The following is a 21,034-nucleotide window of genomic DNA, read 5'->3' as shown; positions in this document are numbered from 1 at the left end:
GGAGCTAATCACTTCCGTCCGCTACTTTTTCCATGAGCATAGAGCGGTGAAAAAGTAGCAAAAACCCATATATTACTTCTTTTTTATTTATAAAGTTTCCATAATCACATTTTCATAACTCGCATCCAACACTGCTCTAGGGTTTTGCTCGTAATTAAGTTCTTTTTTTGTATATATAGCGACATGATTGGATAGATAATCATTTAATGATCTATCTGTAATATATTTACCATTTTTAACAACCTCTTGTCTCCTTCCATTTAAAGCCTCAATTAAATGATGTGTCCATATTCCATTTTTTAGTATATCACTTGAATATGAACTTTGACCCGGTTGACACGAGAGAAATATTGCATAATTTGGAAAATCATGAGAAAGTAATATTAATTCTTCATCACTTATATCTGATACTTGGGATCGTTCATGCTCATCGTGAAAAATCTGAGCACAAGCATCAATAAATATAAGTGCATTATTACATTTCGATTTTCGTAAAGGGTCAAGTAATATTTTGTTTAATGAGACTGATGTCTCTGCAATATGGTGTTTATGCGTATCATAAGTTGATAAATAATTTGTAATTCCGTTATGGAAACCATGTCCGACATAATAGAATATCAATCGATCATCTTTTGTTAGTGAGAGAAAAAGCCCTTGAAGATTATATTCTAAATTACTTTTCAATGCTTCTTCATTTGTAAATAAAAGTATATCATCTTCAGCAAATGAGAAGACATTAATCAATAATTCTTTAAACTTTAGAGCATCATCTTTTGCGTATTTTACATTTGAAATCTGATTGATTGGCGCATAATTTTCTATTGCAATAATTATTGCGAGATTTCTCCTAAATTTAGGGTTGTTTAAAATAAGATGTGAATTAAATTCACCAGCTTCTAAAACGCTATCATTACCTCTTCGAATGTATTTTTTATTATCGGCAAATATTTCAATATCTGATTTTTCAACCTTGATTACAAAAAGATTATTATCTCCATTTTTCATCCAATTATAAGTTATCTGTGGTATTGGTGAAAGTAATGACATTGCCTTTTTGGTAATTTCAACAACCTGAAAGTCGAAACTGAGTCCTATAGGTTCATTTGAATCTGAATCAATTTCTTTGAGACCGAAGACCAATGTTCCTCCATTAGTATTGGCAAAAGAAGATATTACTCTAGCTATCTTATGGCGTGAATATGGTACAGGATTAAAATCTAACACTTCAGATTTAGGCGATTTAAATAATTCTTCAATATCTGAGCAAGAAATGCCAGTATTATTAACAGGTATTCGATTAATACCAGTCTGCTTCAGTAGTTGTCCAAAAGTTATTTGCTTAGGTGTATGTTCTCCATCTTCATACCAAAATTCGGCTGCGACATACTCTAATACATCTAATTCTGAAGTATAATGTAGAAGAACTACATCACCATCAGAAGGTCTTGTAACAACGTAGATGTCTTTACCTTCTTTTTTTATTCCACTAAATATACTTGGTGCAATTTCAGCAGCCTCACTACAATCATATCCAATTGTTGGCAAATATGCTATTATGTTTGTTTTGGCTCGTCTTATTATTGTTTGTGCGTATTCAAGTTTATCGTATGAAGCAGTTGAAAAGTGAAAAAATGAAGATAATGTCCTATCTTTTTCGATTAATGTATTTAATTCATCAATTGTTGCAGTCCCTAAACTTATTAAGGTATCAGAGGTAATTTCTTTTTTATCTTCACCTACACTCGCTGTCTCAATCGGGTTTTTATCTGCGATTGTTGTCTGCTCAGGCAATTCTATTTGCTCCTGTTTAAAATGTTGTTGTATTTCATTCTCCTCCGACCTTAACAGAAAGCCCAGTTCGTTCTCAAAACCTTTTATTCCCAAATAGTAACAGAGCTTATACGGCAAATACATTAAAGACATATTGCTATACCATGGAGATTTTACATATAAAACATCATCTTTCAAATGAAATTGTACTATCTTTTCCCAGCTATTATATCTTATTTTTAGCTCCGGTACTTCATATATGTCCAGTTTCTCAATTCCTTTATATAGTTTCTCTATTTTGGGTTCGGTATTCACTTGTTCTTCTGATAAGATCCATTTCTCTAAATAAGGACTTATCTTTATCAGTTTGTCTTTTAATAAAGAAGTTGATTTACATTCTTCATCATAGGATAAACTGAAATTTTCCTGTTTGAATATTTCAACTCCTAAAATTGTTAGAAAGTCTTCAATGTATAGATGTTTTTTGTTATTCGAATTTAAAAATAAGAAATTAAACTCATCCTGAAAGATAGATGTATCGCCATCTGCATAGTAACGCAGATTGTCGATAGTATGAGGAGAGCCGAACTTATCGGGAAGTTGAATATTTTCAGCCCACTCTCTTACCTGAGCAATTTCATCCTCTGACCAGTTTGTTGTTTGATTAAGTAAAAGATTATAAACCTCTTGAATACGCTCGCTATTATCAGTTTTAATTGTACCTTTATCGGTAACATCTTTTACTATGTTTGATATTAAGTCAAGATAATTGGATAATGTGAGTTCAGATTTAAACCGAAAAAACGACTTCCAGTCTGGAGATAACTCCGGACCGTCAAAGACCGGTAGGTAATTACCCACTATATTAATTATACCTACATCGTTGAGAAGCACATCTGTTGCTTTCTTGCAATCGTGCATTTTTGTGGGGATACAATCTTGATTATTTATATACCATATCATATAATTTTCTACCCTTTCACCGGAATTCTGTCCGGACATTCCTGAATATCCCCAATATGCAATTGCAGACTCGAATATTTCAGAAGATATAAAGTTTTCAATAATATCTTCCCAGAATCTTAATGCAAAACTATAATCATTTGATTTATGTAGAAATGAGAAAAAGATTATATTCTTATAATGATCCACTTTGAAGTTGCCTGCATAAAAATATCTATTCAAGTATTCTTTTTTCAAAGAATGAATACTACTAATTAAATCTACATTGTATTTTTCTTCAATCTTAATTCTTTCAATTCCTTCTTTTGTTCCTATCATTTTAAAGAACCGCTTCCACTCATCTTTATCGCAATGACTAGACAAATAGGATTCACTTACAAACATATCTTCGGAAATGAGTTCTTCCAGTGGTAACCGAGGTTTGTAAATATCAGATAAATAACATTGATTTGCAGCAACCAAGCCACCTTTTTGGGTAAGTATTTTTAAGTCTCCAAGTTTACTTAATGTTTCATTATCAAGCACACCTTTAGAATACAACATGTAAATATCTCGCATAGTCTTTATGGCATTTTCAAAAGTAGTATACTCAGAAGGATTTGCGAGTATGGTTTTTTGAAGATATGCAAGATCGGTTTTCTCAATCACTCCTAAAGTTTCTAACCATATTCTATAGTCATGAGACACGAGTAACCAATGCTGAATATCCGGATGCAGAAAAGAAAGTTCGCTATCAGGATTATTCCAATTAAAATCATCCGGTGCAGGGAAATATATTTCTGAAGGACTTTTAAGCTCTGCCTTATGATCATAAATAAACTTCCATGAAGATATCTTATTAGATACTTTCTTTATATTTTCCTTGTCAATCAGGTATTTGAAATGTTTTATAAGCTCAATGTTGTAGGCTATAGTATGGCTTTTTATGAATTGTGGGAATAGAAACAATTGAGGCATATCTTCCCAATCAAAAGTGGAAACACCTAATTTTTTAAATACATTTCCGAAATCGGTATGCTTCACAAATGGGTTGAGGGCAATGCCAGGTTTGTTATCTCTTTGTATAACGAATTGCCGTATGTTGTTATTTCCCACAAATGTATTTTCCCATAAAAATGTAGAATCCTGAATAGCCTGATCACGGGTAAGCAACATTTGTTGTTCTGAAATGATAAATGGAACAGAATCTAATGCTTTATCTATACCACTGTTAAAGCCAATACTTAGTGCGTCAGAATAAATTAATCGATCTGGTATTAATTTATATGCCTGGCACTGATATTCTCCCTTAACTAATTCGGCAATCCATTTGAATAGGACGATAGCAATGGATTCAAAAAGCCATTGGTTCCATACAGAGTTTTCATGCAAAGATTCTCTGTTGGCAGAAGTTAAGAAACTGCTGTTTACCAAAATAGGAAGGTAATATTTCTTTTCACCTGTTGGTAAATAAGCATACAACAATTGTTCTCCATCTTTTAGCGGAACAAGTTGGCTTTTTTCAATTTTTGCAGCAAAAGACAATTCAATGCTTGTAGCTTTTTTTAGTTTGTCTGGCACATTTGAATCCGGTACAATCCGATCTTTTATTTCAGACGGTATATTAAGTTGTTGGGAGTATAATAACCACTCTGCTTTCAAAGTACTATTCTGGTGTATTCTTATTTTGTCGTTATTTCTGGCTATTGATACTTTATAAATGTTGTCTGTTTCAAACTCAATACTTTTAATGTTTTTAAGAAATAAAAACATGTTCACATTTTCAATCAATTCTTTTACGGCATTTTCTACATCTTGTTTATTGCTGAGATGTACAAGGGTTGCAACCTTCCAGTCCCCAGAAGATAAGAATGAATCTATCTCCTGAGGAATGTCTTCTTTATTTGTTAGAATGGGTATTATCTGCCATGGATACAGGAATTTTCTGTCATTATTTGTTTCCCATTCGCTTTGAGATTGTTCCCATTCTGGTTTCCATGTGAAATTGTATGTTTCATCGAATCGAAAGTAATTATCCTTTGAATATACAATTACTTTATTTGACTGCCCAAAGACAGCTTTAAAACCAATACCTTTATATCCAGTTTTTTCTATTGAGTTTTTTTTAGTGCCATGACTTACCGAACAAAGCCCTTCAATATCTCTTGCTGTAAAAGGCTGACCAGTATGAGCTAACAGCATTACGTCGTCAAAAAAACGAATATAAATATCTACATTTTTATTAGGAGATGTTGAATCGTCAGCATTCTGCAACAACTCGTATATAAACCTCTTCGAATCGGTATATAAATCTCTAGACAAAGATTTTAATGATTCTGCTTGATTAACAGCTTGTTCAGGTCGAGCGTAGCAAGAATTTGTTTCAAATATTTTTTCTGTAGTTTTCGATAAATTCATATTAACAGAAAGTCTTTTTATGTTCAACTTTAACTCTATGTGGACTATGTGAGTCAACTAATCACATACAAAGTTAATCACAAAAAAACACCCAACAATAACTTGCTGAGTGTTTCTTAACATATTCATACAAAATAGTTTATTCCTCTTCGTCGTTGCTGTCATTATTGAACGAAAACGTCAACTGCACCATCTTGCCAAAATTATCTTCGACATAAATATCTATTTTCTGTTGGTCGGTGCTGTTGGAGGTGTAATATAGGCGAAACACCTCTTTGGTTAGTGGATAGCGGTCGTTGGGTAAAAATGTAGTGCCGTTGTCCATTACTAACTTTCCATCTCCGTCAGGTTGAAAAAATCTGATTGTGTAGGTTGCATCTTCGAACCGCCCCAAGCGGTTGAGTGTACAGCGTATTTCTGTCGTTTCACCTTTGGCGATTTTCGTCGGCACTGGCATTGTCTCCACTGTAAAATCGTAGCCCTGCTGAATCTCTAACTTATCGCTGCAAGCCGTTGCCAAAAAGATTGTTGCCATTGTGCAACACGCCATTACTATATATTTCAGTCTCTTTTTCATTGTTGTACTAATTTATAATGAATTTTAAGCCCACGCCAAATTGGGTGTGAAAGTGTCCGATGGAACTGCCCCAAAGTATTCGTTCTCGTGCGTTGAGTAGCAATACTACACGGTCGGACAGATAGGTTTCAAGTTCCAGTGTAATTGCACCACCATAGATAAAGGTATCTTGATTACGGAGTGTCGCACCATCGGGCAGTAGCTTATCTCCCCATCGGCTTGTTTCGTATCCGGCAAGTGCAGAACCGCCGATACTCAAAAAGAATGTTTTGGATGGGTCGGACAGAAATTTGAAATAATAACCGCCCTCAGCGGTGAACTGTGCTTTGGGTATATGGATATTTTTGTACTCATACTGTTTGTTGAGATACTCCGCACCAAACACCCAGCGGTTGCCATTTTTTGTATAGGTCGATAATCCGATCCCTGCGTAATAATTAAGTGGTTTTTGTACGCCATCCACAAAACCACCACGTAATTCTATTCCCTTCATTTTCGGGAGATAGCGTTGAGCGTGTGCCTGCCCCGACAGGGCAAGCACAGCAACCAAAATCATTAGATAACGCTTCATAGTTATTTCACTTTAAGTTCATTAATCACTCTGGCACGCACGATGTCTTCATTCTCAATGATGAACGATTGGTGTCTGCCTCCGCTCTTCTCGTGAAGCTCCACTATCAACTGCTTATCTTCGGGGATGGTGAATTTCTCCATCGTGAAGATGGTACGTTCATCTTTGTTGCCTGCCACACGCACAGCGTAGTTGAAGGTACGAAGCGGAAAGATGATTTGCTCTTGGATTGCGGTACGCTTGGCTACCTTTTTATCCACGATTTTGAACGTGATAAAGTCAATATCATAAGGTACGTTGGACGAGTTTTTAATCTGCGTATGAAAATACAGTAGTCCATTATGCGTGTACAATCCCCTCAAAAGGTATTGAATACCAAACGACTTCGCTCCGATATGCTTTATCTCTCTATCGTTATTCTTATGAATGGACTTCATAATCAGGTGTACCAACTTGGGCGATTCACTACCCAACTCTGTTAGGTACACATCAAGAGCATTGTTAGGACGATTAACCGCACTACCGTCGTGGATAAAGTCCTTCATCTCAATATTGAGCAGCAATGGTTCATCGGCATATTTGACATTGAACGTATAGAACGAGCCAGATTCGGTAATGACCGAAAAGTTCGTTTCGGTGCGGAAATTCTTAACCGTAGCTTTCACACGGATAACATTTTCCGCTCCGTCCGCCTTGCCTGCAATTAGGTTAGGAGAACCCAAATCGACATATCGTACTGCTGACGGAAAAATGACGTGGACGGTCTTATAATACGTTACTTCAATACCGTGAGGCGGTATCATACGGTCAAAGGTTAGTTTCTTGGTCAGACCGTGATAGAGGTCGCCTGTTGATTCTTGTGCATTTGCACCAATTACGCCCAATGCAAGGGCAAACATCAAAATTACTTTTTTCATTTTTACTTTGGATTTTAGTGGTAGGCTTTCGCCCAATTAATTATTTTTATCTTGATAAAGCATTAGCTTATATCCTGCTTTGAGGTGAACTTTCACCACCTTCATCTTCTTGGAGATGTATTGCGAAGCTCCTTGTATAGCTCCCTTGCCCAGTTCGGTCAGCAGTTGGTCGCCAGCACCTTGATTGGTAATCGAAACGCTTGTGCCGAGGGATGAACCCATATTGGCGGCAATCTCTTTCACTGCGTTCAGCTCTATTGAGCTGGGTATGAAAATTCCTTGTTGTCCGTCAGTATCATAAACCGCTAACTCAATCGGAATAATTGTTCCGGCATACTCCAATGAAGAAATGTCGATACCGAGCCTGTCGCCTTGTATCTTTGCCACTCCTGTTACGAGAGCATTGCGTGGAATGACGATTGTTCCTGCTTTCATCGGTTCGAGTAACCTCAAACGGACACTCTGCCCATCGGTGATTGTTTGGTTGTCGTGAACACACGCCCGAATGGTATTTTTATCCGCCTTGCTTTCAGTACCCACTGCCGTATGAAAGCCCATATTTCGCTCTTTGGAATATTCGGCAATGAATGTCGAATCACTCATCGGTTGCGACAGAGTGGTTACTATGGGTGTGGTAACCTGCCCAACGGGGTTAATCAACGCTTTGCCATTCTTTACCGTTGCAGGAGCTTTTTCTCCATCGGTGGTAGTAGGTGGCGTAGTGGTTGGTGAGCCACCTTGTCCCGACGGCATATACTTTGCCGCCAGTTCATACGACTTTTCGAGTAGTGCCAACTGGTCGGCTGCCACATCTTGCTCCGTCTGCTTGTTGTACGCCATCTCACGAAGCTCCTCCAGTTCCTTTCGCATCTCCTCCTTTTCGGGATCTTCTTTGGGTGTTTCGTAGAAGTTACCCAACGTGCGGTTGATGTCGTTGTAAGCCGAAGCGGATGACTGTATTGTCTCTCTGGGTCGGGTACTTCCACCGCCACCACCGTAACCACGAGACGAGGTTTTGAGTGTTGGTTCAGGATTCATCAAGTCGTAATCAGCCTGCGTGTCCTCTTCAGTACCACCAAACAGCGAGGCTAAATCTTGCATTTGAGTTCTACGCTCATTCTGCTTGGTCTCCATCTGTGCCTTTTCATACGCCACTTGCTTGTCGCCAATCAGCGTCGCATCATTGGGCAATGGAACATTGGTGTTAAAACCCTGTTCTTGTTGCTCTTTCTCCTTATCGCTTTCCGATGGTGCGAATATCAACCACATACAACCGATAAAGAGCAACCCCATTAATGGGTAGATGAGCATCTTCTTTTGTCTCTGTCGCTGCTTTGGAGTAAGTTCTTTCTTTGGCTTTTCAGGTTCATTCCGAGCCTTGTTTTCACTGTTCGTCTCTTCCATAATCATAAAATTTTAATTGGTTTATACTGTCTTTACGTTGCAATTCCAGTTGCTTAATATGTTCAATCTCTATCAATTGCCCCTCTTTTTTGCCGATGTTATAAATGGCACTCACGAAGATGCAGATTGAAGCTATTCCAAAGGATAGGAACATGACCACCAAAATGATGACACGGGCATCGGGTGATAATCTGCCACAACATTGGCGAAGTTTATCATCCACCCAGTCTTGGATTCTTACTATGAATTTTCTCATCGCTTCGAGGTTTTAATATCCTTGTTCTCTATAATGGTGAAGGCTTCAATCGTAAATCCTTGCGGATTATTATCCGAGCGAACAGAGTTTAACAGGTTGCACGTTGTTATCAAACTTCGTTCGGTGATATTGCTCTCACGAATAATCATTTGTCGGGCATAGGTGGTTGCCCTGTATGGATAGGTGTCGAAATTGCACGCCACGCTATCCACCTGCACCACTTGGTTGATGTTGCCACTGATAATGCGATTGTAGTAACCCTTCTCCGAAAAGTCGTTGTAGTAGTTGAAAGCACTTTTGTCGGAGAGCAACAATGCTCGTTTGATATTACTCTCTATCGCACTTTTATCGGGCGAGAGAGTGAAAAACAACTCGTGAAACCGCCTGATGTGCTCTTTAGCCTCTACGGGACGGTTCTGTGATAACTCTTGCGAAAGAGCAAGCATCAACGATTTTCCACCATCCAGCACATATATTTTCTGTCGTTGTGCTTCGGCAAAGGTGTAGGAACTCCAAATGGAGTAACCTACAATGCCTGCACACAAACAGATGAATATGATACCGAAGAGCCTAATCTGTTTGAAACTGCTCTCGATGTTTTTTAATGATTTAAATTCCATGTTTTACTGTTTTAATTGTTAATTAAAGGGTCTACGACCCTTATTTTCCTAATAATCTGCCACCGATATTCCCTGCCGTTGCACCTGCCACACCTCCAGCCATACTACCTGCTTTCGATGCCGTATTATTCACATTACGACCGTAGTTGCCCATACCTCCTGCTTGGATAATCCACCCTGCAACCGTAGGAATGGTGAAGTAACCGATGATGCCAATCAACATAAATATGATATAAACTCCATTGCTGGCATCAATCGAGAAATTGGGGTTGTTTTGCAGTTCTGAAATATCGTTCTGGAGCATTAATATTTGGATTTTGGCAAGAATGGAGCTGAATAAATCCGAGACGGGCAACCACAGATAGACACTTATGTATCTTGTTATCCATCCGGTGAGTGTCGATTGAAAGCCATCCCAAACACTGATTGCAAATGCAATCGGACCGAGAATGGCAAGCACAATCAAAAAGAATGTCCGAATAGTATCTATCACCAATGCCGCTGCCGCAAAGAGTAATTCCAGTATCTCACGGAAAAAATCACGAATAGATTTTTTCATATTATACATCCCACGCTCAATGTACATCCCAGTCATTACCATCATATCCGATGGACTCCAGCCCATCTCTTCGAGTTGTTTGTCAAACTCCTCGTTGCTAACAAGGTATGCCGTTTCGGGGTTACGCATCATCGCCTCATATTCGAGTTTGTCTTTCTGCTCCCGATATTTATTCATATCCATAGTCTGACTTTCGAGCATTTGGTGCGTACCTCGCACAATGGGACTCATCACACCGTTGATGGTTCCCAACACGATAGTCGGGAAGAACATAATGCACAATCCAATGGCAAAAGGACGCAACATTGGATACACGTCGATGGGTTCGGCTCGTGCCAGAGATTGCCACACCTTAGCGGCAACATAGAACAATGCTCCCAGTCCGGCTATCCCTTTGGCTATTCCTGCCATATTGGAACAGAGTGGCATCATTTCTACATAGAGATTGCGTAGAATCTCGTGTAGGTTACTAAAATCTGCTGATAACAATACCATGATTACCAATATCTATCGTTACCACCATACAATGCCATCACTCTATCCATATCGCCCGTTTTCTTGGAACGGAGATAACTAACCGCAATATTCTTATTGGTATAGTACCCGACAAGGTTACGGTATCGTTGCACATCTTTATATGTGCGGTCGATGATGTCCATTCGCTCTTTGTCGCTCATCGAAAGGCTGTTCACATTGACTACCTCTTTCAAATCCCTGAGCAGTCCGGCACTCTCTTCGAGTAGTTTTGTATAGCCAAAAGCAATAGCTCCCAATTCTTCAACCGAATAGTTCTTATCACTCATCATCTTTTGGAAACTGTGAACATAGATGTCTGAGATTTCGCCCACCAATAAAATGGTTTTCTGTACCTTTCTCGCATCCTTAACTAAGTTATTTACAGCCTTTAATGCGTCATAATATTTTTTGCCCTGCTCATATATCTTTACTGTTTCTTTGAAATTTGAGATCATATTTGAAGCCGTCGTAGAGGTCTGAACAATGTTTTTGGTCGCATTGACAATCCCCTGTGCAAGATTGGCAGGATCTATTACTGCCCATTGTGCTTGCGATGGCAGTGCAACGCCTATCATCGCTACCGCCATTATTAAAAATCGTTTCATTTTACTTCTTTTTTTATGGTTATTACTTTTTACTTGCCCTTATGTAGTCGCCATTGGGTGAGAATGTCAATACGTCCGTTTTCTTGTTGTAGGCGATGTCGATACGAAAACCGGTATTGATAAATAGGTTGTCGTTCTCACGCACAATCAGAAAAGTTTCGGGTTTCACCTGACGTGTCATACCCGATTTTCTGAAGAGTGTGAGCTTGTACAAATCACCCTCCTTAAAAATCGTCACGTTGGGTTTGCTCGTTGTGCTTACCCAATCACCGCATATCGCATCAAGATTTGGCTTTTTTACTTCGCTACACGAGCAGGCAAAGAGAAGAGCGAGACCCATTAGACACTTTGTCAATCGGACTCTTAGTTTGGTTGATAATAGCTCCATTCATTTTGATTATTGATTGATTATTTCTTACTCCGTCTCTGCTCTGCCAACTGCTTAATGGCAAGTTCAATATCACCTCCCAACTTCTCGGCAAGAGCCATCACCTCCATCTTTTCGGTCTCTTCGGTGGTATAGGTCAAATACTCTTCGCCACTAACTTCTGTGGCATAAACCGCTGACTGAGTACCACCCAGACCAATCCAGACTTCTTTGTACAATCGAGATGGATTGTTTGCCATATTGATAGATAGAATTTGGGAACGCTCTTTCTCCGTTAAGCCAAGCAAGGCTTGAATGCTGTCAAACTTGTTCATGTACTTGCGTTGGTCGAGTAGGATTTTACAGTCGGAGTTATTGATAATACTCTCCTTGACAATGGGTGAAGCGATAATATCATCAACCTCTTGTGTTACAACGATTGCTTCTCCAAAGAATTTACGAACTGTTTTAAAGAGATACTTTATGTATTCTGCCATTCCCTCTTTGGCGATTGCCTTCCACGCTTCCTCTATCAAAATGAGCTTTCTAACCCCTTTCAAACGACGCATCTTGTTGATAAAGACCTCCATAATGATAATGGTAACAATAGGAAAAAGTATCGGGTGGTCTTTCACATTGTCAAGCTCAAATACAATAAATCGCTTTGACAACAAGTCCATTTGCTTATCGGAGTTGAGCAGATAATCATACTCTCCACCTTTGTAATATGGCTCCAATACATTAAGAAAGTTTGCCACGTCAAAATCCTTTTCCCTGACCTCTTTCTGCTCCAACACCTCTTTGTAGTCAGTTTTCACATATTCGTAAAAGGTGTTGAAACTTGGCTCTACCTCTTTCGCCTTAATCTTCTCGATGTAGAGCGACACGGCATTCGAGAGTGCCACCTCTTCGGCTCGTGTGGGTGGCTCGTTATCTCGCTTCCAAAGGGTCATAATCAGTGTTTTGATAGACTCTCGTTTTTCAATATCGAATGCCAAATCGTCCGTATAAAATGGATTAAATGCTATCGGATTCTTTTCGGTATAGGTATAATAAATTCCATCTTCACCGCCTGTTTTCCGATTAATCATCTCACACAGCCCCAAATAACTATTACCCGTATCGACAAGTAGCACGTGTGAACCTTGTTCGTAATATTGCCTGACCATGTGATTGGTGAAAAAGGATTTACCGCTACCACTCGGTCCCAAAATGAATTTGTTACGATTGGTAATGATGCCACGCTTCATGGGGAGGTCTGAAATATCCACGTGCAACGGTTTGCCCGTCAGCCTATCCACCATCTTGATACCGAAAGGAGATGGCGAACTTTTGTAATTGGTCTCTTCGGTGAAGAAACACAACGCCTGTTCAATAAAGGTATAAAATGACTCTTCGGCTGGAAAGTCGGCTTGATTGCCGGGTATGGCTGCCCAAAAGAGAGTGGGAGTATCCACCGTGTTGTGGCGTGGTTTACACTCCATAAGTGCCAATTGGCTACCAACATCGTTCTTGATATGTTTGAGCTGCTCACGGTCATCACTCCACGCCATTACATTAAAGTGGGCACGAATAGAGGTCAATCCAAAAGAGTGAGCCTCATTGAGATACTGCTCAATCCACTCTTTGTTAATTTGGTTTCCCCTGCTGTATTTGGAAAGGGAGTGCATATTACGAGCAGCCTTTTCAAATTTTGAAAGGTTTTCCGCACTGTCATCTATAAACAAATACTGGTTATAGAGATGGTTGCACGAGAGCATCAAACCAACCGGAGAGGCAAACGATAAACGACAATCGCTTCTATCGGTAGATAGTTTCTCATACCGCATATCGGTTCCGACCTTACTCGGCAAATCTTCCACATCCGAAAGAGTGTGCAGACAAAGTACATTATCACCAATTCTCATTTCATCGGGACTCAGGGCTATATCTTTGAGCGTAGTGGTATCCTTTTCAGACAGAGAAAAATATTTCTCAATTATACCCGCCTGTTTGTCCGTGCCGATAATCTCATCGGTGGTAAGTCGTGTCATTTTAACAAACCCACAGTCATTTACAATGCGCTCAAATTGCCCAATGGCTTCCAGAAATTTCGTTACCGCCTCTTTATCTTTTATCTCTTTGGGGACAATGAAGCCACGACAAAGTGTCGAAAAATTACTCTGCATCCTCGACCGCTCTTTAGTGGTTTTGGTCAAGTAGAGGTAACAGGTGTGGTTCAAATAGGGGCGTTCATTGAAATGTCTCTCGAATGAACGGCTTAGAAAACTCATACCTTCCCCTTGAATATTGGGCTGATACTCCTCACAGATGAACCAATCTTGCTTATGTACCACCGAATAATTCGGCAGCACCTTTATCGCCTTGACCCATGCCGAATGTATCGCCTCATACTCCGTAGCCATTACGGTAAAGAGTTCGGGTAGCTCCACCCGAAAGGCAACTGTGATGTCAGCATCTTTGCTCACGATACAATCGTGTTCTACCGAGAGCAAAGGAAACTTGTTTTCCAGCGTGGTCGCTTTTGCTATATTTCTCATATCTTTCTATTTTTAAATAGTTTGGGGATACCTCTTCGGTTGATGATGTAGCGTGGATGGCTTTTAACTGCACCAATTTTCATTAGTCCGTGTTCACCATATTTGGCATTCAGGGCGAATGTTTGCCACACCAAGACTGATGCAGCAACCACCCCAAAAGCGATGCAGATCCACTGGCTCACACCTGCCATAAACATCACGACAAAAAGCACAAAGATTGCCAATAGTCCCCCTGCAAAAATGAACAGGTATTGACTCTTCAAGCCTTTAAATTCAACCGAGTTTCCAATCCCTTTATTGATTGAATACTCTGCCATAACCGTTACAGGAAGAATGAGCGAAGAATGGTAGCCGCTACAATCAGAAAGATACAAGCCCCGAACCAGCTTGCGGCGGTCTTAGAGGTATCGGGGTCGCCACTGCTGAACTTGCCATAAACTTTTACGCCTCCAATTAAACCAACGACTGCACCAATGGCGTAGATGAGTTTGGTGGCAGGATCGAAATAGGATGTTACCATATTGGTAGCTTCGGATATACCTGCCATACCGTTGCCTTGTGCAAAGGCGGAAGATGCAGCCAACAAAACGACTGCGGATAAAAATAACTTTTTCTTAGTCATAAATAATTCTTTTAATTGTGTGGCGAGAATTGGATGGTTCTCGCCACGGTTACTACTGTTTTTACTTGGATTTTTAGTGTTGACATCTCATAGTCGGTCAACCGTACTCTTTTTGTTTCATCGTTCTTTACTGTTTTATTTGTTTCCATTTCCTGCTTGCAGAAAACTTTTAAAATCAAAATCGTCAAACCCTCCTGTTGCCGGAGGTTCTTTTGGCTGGCTCTCATTTTTGGCAAACATTGCCTCAATTCTTGCCAGCCCTTCACCACCTATGGACGACACCATTTTATTAAAGAGTTCCGTATCTCTTACCTTATCAATGGTTGTCACTGCCATTTTTAGCTCTTGGGGCGTATCTTCTTTTTGTCGCATCACTTTGATAAGATTGCTCATCTCATCAAAATCTAACCCCTGAGCGGTAGGCGGTGCTTCACCAGTGGCAATACACGAAATGTCTTCCTCCTCGATTTCCTCCTCCTCTTGTGGATATTCTGCTTGCACCTCTATATCCATTGGAGTGTTGGAAAATACAGTGTCAAACTCCTCTTGCTCCACCTTTGCAGGGTGGTTGCTTTCTGTTTGCGGTGCAAATATAGTAACCTGATTAGCAGATGGTTCATCGTGGCTTTGTTTGGCTTCAGTTGGCTCCGTTTGGCTTATCACTGTTCTTGTCGCACCCATAATAGAGCCTTTTTTCGGCTTTCTTATCGGTTGCTCTCTCACTTGCCCAACCTCTTTTTTACAGCACCAAAGCCGATCTTTTCCTAAGTAGAAAATTACCCAAAGCAGATAGAGGATTATAATTATCAGTATGGTGTTTATCATTCGAGTGGGCTTTTAAATTGAGTGGCATATAGAGCATTTATCTCATCCTTGTAGTTTTCAAAATGCTTGCGGATGATGTTTTCGATATAGCTTCCGATGGTGGCATTTTTCCCACCCAATGAATTGACTATATCGGTCAATTTTTGATGGGTCTCCCGTGTAATGGTGGTCATTTGCCTGTTTGAGAAGTCCACCTTTTCAAAAAACAGCTCCACGAATGACTCCTCCTGTTGTTCTTTTCTCTTTTTGGGTTCACGAGGCTTACTGGCTGGGGACTTGGGTTCCTGTTCTTGAATAGTGGGTTGTAATTCAGGCTCAATCTCCGGTTGCAGAACCGTGGCAGGCTTCTCCTTTTTCATTGGAAAGCCTTGCGAGATGAGTTCTTTCATAAAATTCTCATCCACTTTCGGGCTATTGTTTTGCTTTGCCATAGGTTACAGATTGATAATGTGAGCAATTTCGATTAGCAACTCTTCGAGATTACTTCCCCTAAGAAGTTTCTTATCTGCCGGAAATAAGGTGGAGCGAAAAACAGCTTTACCCTCTTTGCTCAACTCTTTTTTATACCGCTTGGTGTCAGGTACGAATGTTTTCAGCAGAGGAAATCCAAACTCATTGATGGATTTCTCATAAATCTCGTACAGGTCGGTTTTCTCCCTGCCATCCACCATATTCCAAAATACATATACCCCTTTCAGTCGGAATTTGGGATCAATAACCAATAGCTCGTGTACCGATAGTACAAAGGAGAGACTACTTTGCAGCACCAAGAGGTCGGAGATGATGGGCGTAAATATATAATCCATATTGGATAGAGAGTTCAACACCCCTTGACTATTGACCGTACCGGGCAAGTCGAAGAAAATCACATCAAATTCTCGGTCGTCATTCTCTAAAAACTCATTAACCTTTTCAATGGCATTATCGGGAGATGCTGTAATAATAGGATATACCGTTTTGCCCATTTGTTTGAACTGGGTGTAAGCCATACGGCGATACTCCATATCCGTGTCAGCCATTTCGCCATCTCGTTTTCGCATCTGCTGAATACTGTGTTGCGGATAGTCACAATCCACCACCGCCACATTATACCCTTTGACATAATGCAGATAACTGGCAGCCAATACGGTGAACGTGGTTTTGCCAACTCCACCTTTCTGTGTGGAGAAAGCGATAAACAATGTCTCTTTTTTCATTCTTCTTTAATATTACTTGTTAGTTTACTTACCATTATTATTACCTGTTTGCTGACATTCAAGCTGGATTACCTACCTGTAATTTTGCTATTCAGCTTATCAGTTATGCAGTCAGTTTACTTGTAAGATAGTTTACTTATAAACTGGCATCTTAGCTATCCGACTTGCTTGCTGACTATTCAACCTACCTTATATATAGGTAGTCTATCGGTTAAATAGCCGACTTGAAAGTCTGTCAGAAAACTAATTCCGCCACAAATAAATAGCAAAAAACAACGCCTTTTGAAATGTGGCTCCATTTGGCTCTGAATGGCTCCGTATGGCTCATACCTACCTATGCTACAGCATTCTAATACGCCCTAACTTTGCACCCGAACAAGATTAGTTATCAAAGAGCATTCATTGATTTTCATTTTTCTAACGCCATCCGTCTTCAAGACGGATTTTATTATCACCAGATAATAGCAAGGTATGTTTTGAGCCGCTCTCAATTCTTTCGGCATCTCAAAACCCTTGCTCCTTAGCGGAGGGCAGAACACCGCCGAAGTTGGTGTTCTTAGGATAAGTTTCGATGAATGGCTCGATGAGCAGAACTTGTGTAACCACTAAAAATCCAATTAGTAATGACAAAAGAGAAAGAAATGGCTTCCAAGCGAAGCCGAGGGGGACGAACCCCAAAGAAAGATCCTGCCGTATTTCGCTACACGGTACGGTTTAATGCGGTGGAACACGCAAAATTTCTGTCGCTCTTTGAGCTATCGGGAATGCAGACAAAGGCACATTTTATTGTTGCCCGCATTTTTAATGAAGAGTTTAAGGTGATTAAAATCGACAAAAATGCAGTCGATTATTACACTCGGCTAACCACTTTGTATGGACAATTTCGGAGCATTGGAGTAAATTACAACCAAGTAACAAAGGAGCTGCACACCCATTTTTCGGAGAAAAAGGCTCTTGCGTTTGTCTATAAATTGGAGAAACTGACCTTAGAATTGGTGGAAACCAATCGTCAGATTATTGCATTAACCCATGAGTTTGAACGCAGATGGTTGCAAAAATCAGTGTAGGTAACTCACTTTTTGGTGCACTTGCCTATAATCAAAACAAGATTGATGAGGGCGAAGGGCACGTACTCTGTTCCAATAAAATGACGGAACGAGAAGATGGGAAATTTAATATACATAGCTGTATGGAGGATTTTAACCGCCAACTTCCGCAAGACATCAAGACGGAGAAACCCATCCTGCATATCTCACTCAATCCGCATCCAGACGATATACTCACCGATGAACAATTAACCGCTATCGCAGAGGAGTATATGCAAAAAATGGGATATGGTAACCAGCCATATATCGTCTATAAGCACGAAGATATTCAAAGACATCACATCCATATCGTATCGACTCAGGTAGATGAGACAGGGCGAAAGATTGCCGATAGCAACAACTTTTTCAAAAGTAAAAGCATCACTCGTGAACTGGAGCAAAAATATGGTTTGCACCCTGCCGAAAAGAAAAAGCAGGGACAGGTATTTGATTTCAAAAAGGTAAATCCAGACAATGGGAATATCAAAATGCAAATCGCCAACGTGATTAAACCGCTTGCCTCCCGTTACCGCTTTCAGAGTTTTAACGAGTATCGGGCATTGTTGTCGCTCTATAATATCAATGTGGTGGAGGTCAAAGGCGAGGTGCGTGGCAAGCCCTATAACGGATTGGTCTATTCTGCTACCGATGACAATGGGAATAAGGTGGGGAATCCGCTAAAATCGTCTCTGTTCGGGAAATCAGTCGGCTATAATGTAGTCAATGAACGTATTGATAAATCTAAAGTTGAGATAAAGGATAAGCGGTTACGAGAACAGACACGTCAGCGGATAATCTCTGCTATCGGAGGTAATCCCAGTCGGGAAATGTTCACGAAGGAGCTGTCTAATCAACACATTGATGTACTATTTCGAGAGAATGATGCAGGTCGTATCTATGGTGTAACCTTTATTGACCACAACAATGGGTGCGTGCTTAATGGTTCCCGATTGGGCAAAGAGTACTCCGCTAATGCTTTTGAGGAGCGGTTTAATACACTTCACTCCGGTGAGACAACGCCAACCACAGAAATTGCCGTACAGAATGGGCATAGCTATGAGCCGATACGGAATAATGATGGTTTGGTGGATGGAGCACTTGACCTATTCTCAATGGAGAGTGGTGGAACAGATCCGCAAGAGGAGGCATTTATCCGCAAACTAAAAAAGAAGAAAAAGAAACAACAACGTAAATTTTAAAATAAAGAATTATGCAACAAGAAGATGATTTAAGAGGCTTGGCAAAAATCATGGATTTTATGCGAGCTGTAAGTATATTATTCGTAGTAATCAATATCTATTGGTACTGTTATGAGGCAATCCAATTATGGGGAATCAATATAGGTGTGGTGGATAAAATGCTGATGAATTTTCAGCGAACGGCAGGATTGTTTTCATCCATCGTATGGACAAAACTGTTTTGTGTGGTGCTCTTGGCACTCTCGTGTCTGGGAACAAAAGGAGTGAAAGAGGAAAAAATAACGTGGACGAAAATCAACACCTTTCTCGCTACTGGTTTCGTATTCTTTTTCCTCAATTGGTGGATATTGGCACTACCGTTACCGCTTGTGGCCAACACCGCACTTTATATCTTTACAATGACAGTCGGTTATATTTGTCTGTTGATGGCAGGACTTTATATGAGTAGATTACTGAAGAGTAATCTAATGGAAGATGTTTTCAATAACGAAAACGAATCATTTATGCAGGAGACACGCCTGATGGAAAATGAATATTCTGTCAATCTGCCTACAAAATTTTGGTATGCCAAGAAGCAGCACAACGGCTGGATAAATGTTGTGAATCCGTTTAGGGCAAGTATCGTATTGGGTACACCCGGTTCCGGTAAGTCCTATGCAGTGGTAAATAATTACATCAAGCAGCAGATTGAGAAGGGCTTTAGTCTCTACTGTTATGATTTCAAGTACCCCGATTTATCAACCATCGTGTACAACCATTTGAAAAATCATCAAGATGCCTATAAGGTTGTGCCCAAATTCTATGTGATAAACTTTGACGACCCACGAGGTAGCCACCGATGCAACCCCATTAATCCGGAATTTATGACCGATATATCCGATGCTTACGAATCAGCTTATACTATAATGCTAAATTTGAACAAAACTTGGATACAGAAGCAAGGGGATTTCTTCGTTGAATCGCCTATCATCCTGCTGGCGAGTATTATTTGGTATTTGAAAATCTATGAAAACGGCAAGTATTGTACCTTTCCGCACGCTATTGAATTTCTATGTAAACGGTACGAGGATATTTTCCCGATTCTAACCTCTTACTCAGAGCTTGAAAATTATCTGTCTCCTTTTATGGATGCTTGGCAAGGTGGAGCGGCTGATCAATTAATGGGGCAAATCGCAAGTGCCAAAATACCATTGTCAAGGATGATTTCGCCACAGTTGTATTGGGTGATGACAGGTAACGACTTCTCACTGGATATTAATAATCCGGCAGAACCAAAGATATTATGCGTGGGGAATAATCCCGACCGCCAGAATATCTATTCGGCAGCATTAGGACTCTATAACTCTCGTATCGTTAAACTGATAAACAAAAAGGGGCAATTGAAAAGTTCTGTAATTATAGATGAGTTGCCGACTATCTATTTTAGAGGATTAGATAACTTGATTGCTACCGCTCGAAGCAACAAAGTGGCTGTCTGTTTGGGCTTTCAAGATTTCAGCCAGTTGAACCGTGATTATGGTGATAAAGAATCAAAGGTTGTGATGAACACGGTTGGTAATATTTTCAGTGGTCAAGTGGTAGGCGAAACCGCCAAAACACTCTCTGAACGTTTTGGGAAGGTGCTCCAAAAACGCCAATCAATGACCATCAATCGCAACGACAAATCTACCTCCATATCTACCCAGATGGATAGCTTGATACCCCCAAGTAAAATCTCCAATCTTACGCAAGGTATGTTTGTGGGAGCGGTAAGCGACAATTTCGACGAGCGTATTGAGCAGAAGATTTTTCATGCTGAGATAGTGGTTGATAACGCCAAAGTAGCTGCCGAGACCAAAGCCTACGAACCGATACCCGCTGTGGCTTCATTTATAGATGCTGATGGAGAAGATAAAATGAAACAGACAATCGACGACAATTACCGCCGCATAAAATTGGACGTAGCCGAAATTGTTAAAACTGAGATTGAAAGAATAAAGAATGACCCAGCTCTGCAACATCTCATAAAAGCAGATTAAACTAAAAAAATAGCGACAAATTCCTTT

The 21,034-nt window shown here is 40.1% G+C and carries 20 protein-coding genes; 3 read left to right on the top strand and 17 right to left on the bottom strand.

What is annotated here, in order from left to right; all coding sequences use genetic code 11:
• Nucleotides 1-87: 87 nt before the first annotated feature.
• The 17 genes from TY03_RS04455 to TY03_RS04380 all read right to left on the bottom strand — a co-directional run bounded on the left by TY03_RS04455 (nucleotide 88) and on the right by TY03_RS04380 (nucleotide 16,705).
• Nucleotides 88-5,130: a sacsin N-terminal ATP-binding-like domain-containing protein gene (locus TY03_RS04455; protein ID WP_042369142.1), complete on the bottom strand. Its 5,043-nt coding sequence runs from the start codon at nucleotides 5,128-5,130 to the stop codon at nucleotides 88-90.
• A gap of 139 nt (nucleotides 5,131-5,269) precedes the next feature.
• Nucleotides 5,270-5,707, bottom strand: a complete 438-nt coding sequence (locus TY03_RS04450; protein ID WP_042367760.1) for a DUF3872 domain-containing protein — start codon at nucleotides 5,705-5,707, stop codon at nucleotides 5,270-5,272.
• Nucleotides 5,708-5,714: 7 nt separating this feature from the next.
• On the bottom strand, nucleotides 5,715-6,278 hold the full coding sequence (locus TY03_RS04445; protein ID WP_042367758.1) for a conjugal transfer protein TraO: 564 nt from the start codon (nucleotides 6,276-6,278) through the stop codon (nucleotides 5,715-5,717).
• Between the two features lie 2 nt (nucleotides 6,279-6,280).
• Complete coding sequence (gene traN / locus TY03_RS04440; protein WP_042369140.1) at nucleotides 6,281-7,195, bottom strand: conjugative transposon protein TraN; 915 nt, start codon at nucleotides 7,193-7,195, stop codon at nucleotides 6,281-6,283.
• A 36-nt stretch (nucleotides 7,196-7,231) separates the two neighbouring features.
• Entirely contained in the window at nucleotides 7,232-8,605 is a 1,374-nt protein-coding gene (gene traM / locus TY03_RS04435; protein WP_081713043.1) for a conjugative transposon protein TraM, read from the bottom strand.
• On the bottom strand, nucleotides 8,580-8,855 hold the full coding sequence (locus TY03_RS04430) for a TraL conjugative transposon family protein (RefSeq protein WP_042367756.1): 276 nt from the start codon (nucleotides 8,853-8,855) through the stop codon (nucleotides 8,580-8,582). Before TY03_RS04430 ends, traM begins: the two co-directional genes overlap by 26 nt.
• Nucleotides 8,852-9,475, bottom strand: coding sequence for a conjugative transposon protein TraK (traK, locus tag TY03_RS04425; protein ID WP_042367754.1), 624 nt, complete (start codon nucleotides 9,473-9,475; stop codon nucleotides 8,852-8,854). Before traK ends, TY03_RS04430 begins: the two co-directional genes overlap by 4 nt.
• 40 nt (nucleotides 9,476-9,515) lie before the next feature.
• Complete coding sequence (gene traJ / locus TY03_RS04420) at nucleotides 9,516-10,529, bottom strand: conjugative transposon protein TraJ (RefSeq protein ID WP_042367752.1); 1,014 nt, start codon at nucleotides 10,527-10,529, stop codon at nucleotides 9,516-9,518.
• 2 nt (nucleotides 10,530-10,531) lie between these two features.
• On the bottom strand, nucleotides 10,532-11,155 hold the full coding sequence (locus TY03_RS04415) for a DUF4141 domain-containing protein (protein WP_042367749.1): 624 nt from the start codon (nucleotides 11,153-11,155) through the stop codon (nucleotides 10,532-10,534).
• A gap of 22 nt (nucleotides 11,156-11,177) precedes the next feature.
• Complete coding sequence (locus TY03_RS04410; protein ID WP_042367748.1) at nucleotides 11,178-11,543, bottom strand: DUF3876 domain-containing protein; 366 nt, start codon at nucleotides 11,541-11,543, stop codon at nucleotides 11,178-11,180.
• Between the two features lie 20 nt (nucleotides 11,544-11,563).
• Nucleotides 11,564-14,062 (bottom strand): TraG family conjugative transposon ATPase, encoded by a 2,499-nt coding sequence (locus tag TY03_RS04405; RefSeq protein WP_042367746.1) that lies wholly within the window; start codon nucleotides 14,060-14,062, stop codon nucleotides 11,564-11,566.
• Complete coding sequence (locus TY03_RS04400) at nucleotides 14,059-14,379, bottom strand: DUF4133 domain-containing protein (protein WP_042367745.1); 321 nt, start codon at nucleotides 14,377-14,379, stop codon at nucleotides 14,059-14,061. The genes TY03_RS04405 and TY03_RS04400 overlap by 4 nt, the downstream gene beginning before the upstream one ends.
• Nucleotides 14,380-14,384: 5 nt before the next feature.
• Nucleotides 14,385-14,684 (bottom strand): DUF4134 domain-containing protein, encoded by a 300-nt coding sequence (locus TY03_RS04395; RefSeq protein ID WP_042367744.1) that lies wholly within the window; start codon nucleotides 14,682-14,684, stop codon nucleotides 14,385-14,387.
• 11 nt (nucleotides 14,685-14,695) lie between these two features.
• On the bottom strand, nucleotides 14,696-14,833 hold the full coding sequence (locus TY03_RS22805; RefSeq protein ID WP_222860397.1) for a hypothetical protein: 138 nt from the start codon (nucleotides 14,831-14,833) through the stop codon (nucleotides 14,696-14,698).
• Nucleotides 14,820-15,365, bottom strand: coding sequence for a hypothetical protein (locus tag TY03_RS04390; protein WP_148335576.1), 546 nt, complete (start codon nucleotides 15,363-15,365; stop codon nucleotides 14,820-14,822). Before TY03_RS04390 ends, TY03_RS22805 begins: the two co-directional genes overlap by 14 nt.
• Before the next feature lie 140 nt (nucleotides 15,366-15,505).
• Entirely contained in the window at nucleotides 15,506-15,940 is a 435-nt protein-coding gene (locus TY03_RS04385) for a DUF3408 domain-containing protein (RefSeq protein WP_042367740.1), read from the bottom strand.
• A 3-nt stretch (nucleotides 15,941-15,943) separates the two neighbouring features.
• Nucleotides 15,944-16,705 (bottom strand): ParA family protein, encoded by a 762-nt coding sequence (locus tag TY03_RS04380; protein ID WP_042367738.1) that lies wholly within the window; start codon nucleotides 16,703-16,705, stop codon nucleotides 15,944-15,946.
• 623 nt (nucleotides 16,706-17,328) lie between these two features.
• Between TY03_RS04380 and mobA the strand changes: the two genes are divergently transcribed.
• Genes mobA through mobC form a run of 3 tightly spaced genes read left to right on the top strand, consistent with a single transcriptional unit; the run spans nucleotide 17,329 to nucleotide 21,007 of the window.
• Nucleotides 17,329-17,772 carry a conjugal transfer protein MobA gene (gene mobA, locus TY03_RS04375; RefSeq protein WP_042367735.1) on the top strand — a complete coding sequence of 148 codons (444 nt, stop codon included), beginning with the start codon at nucleotides 17,329-17,331 and terminating at the stop codon, nucleotides 17,770-17,772.
• Nucleotides 17,751-18,989 carry a conjugal transfer protein MobB gene (gene mobB, locus TY03_RS04370; protein WP_042367734.1) on the top strand — a complete coding sequence of 413 codons (1,239 nt, stop codon included), beginning with the start codon at nucleotides 17,751-17,753 and terminating at the stop codon, nucleotides 18,987-18,989. The genes mobA and mobB overlap by 22 nt, the downstream gene beginning before the upstream one ends.
• Before the next feature lie 11 nt (nucleotides 18,990-19,000).
• On the top strand, nucleotides 19,001-21,007 hold the full coding sequence (gene mobC / locus TY03_RS04365; protein ID WP_042367732.1) for a conjugal transfer protein MobC: 2,007 nt from the start codon (nucleotides 19,001-19,003) through the stop codon (nucleotides 21,005-21,007).
• Nucleotides 21,008-21,034 lie beyond the last annotated feature (27 nt).

This window comes from Bacteroides neonati, assembly GCF_000499785.1.
Taxonomy (GTDB): domain Bacteria; phylum Bacteroidota; class Bacteroidia; order Bacteroidales; family Bacteroidaceae; genus Bacteroides; species Bacteroides neonati.
Note: the sequence above shows the minus strand (reverse complement) of the source record. Positions and strands in the feature narration are given on the sequence as shown.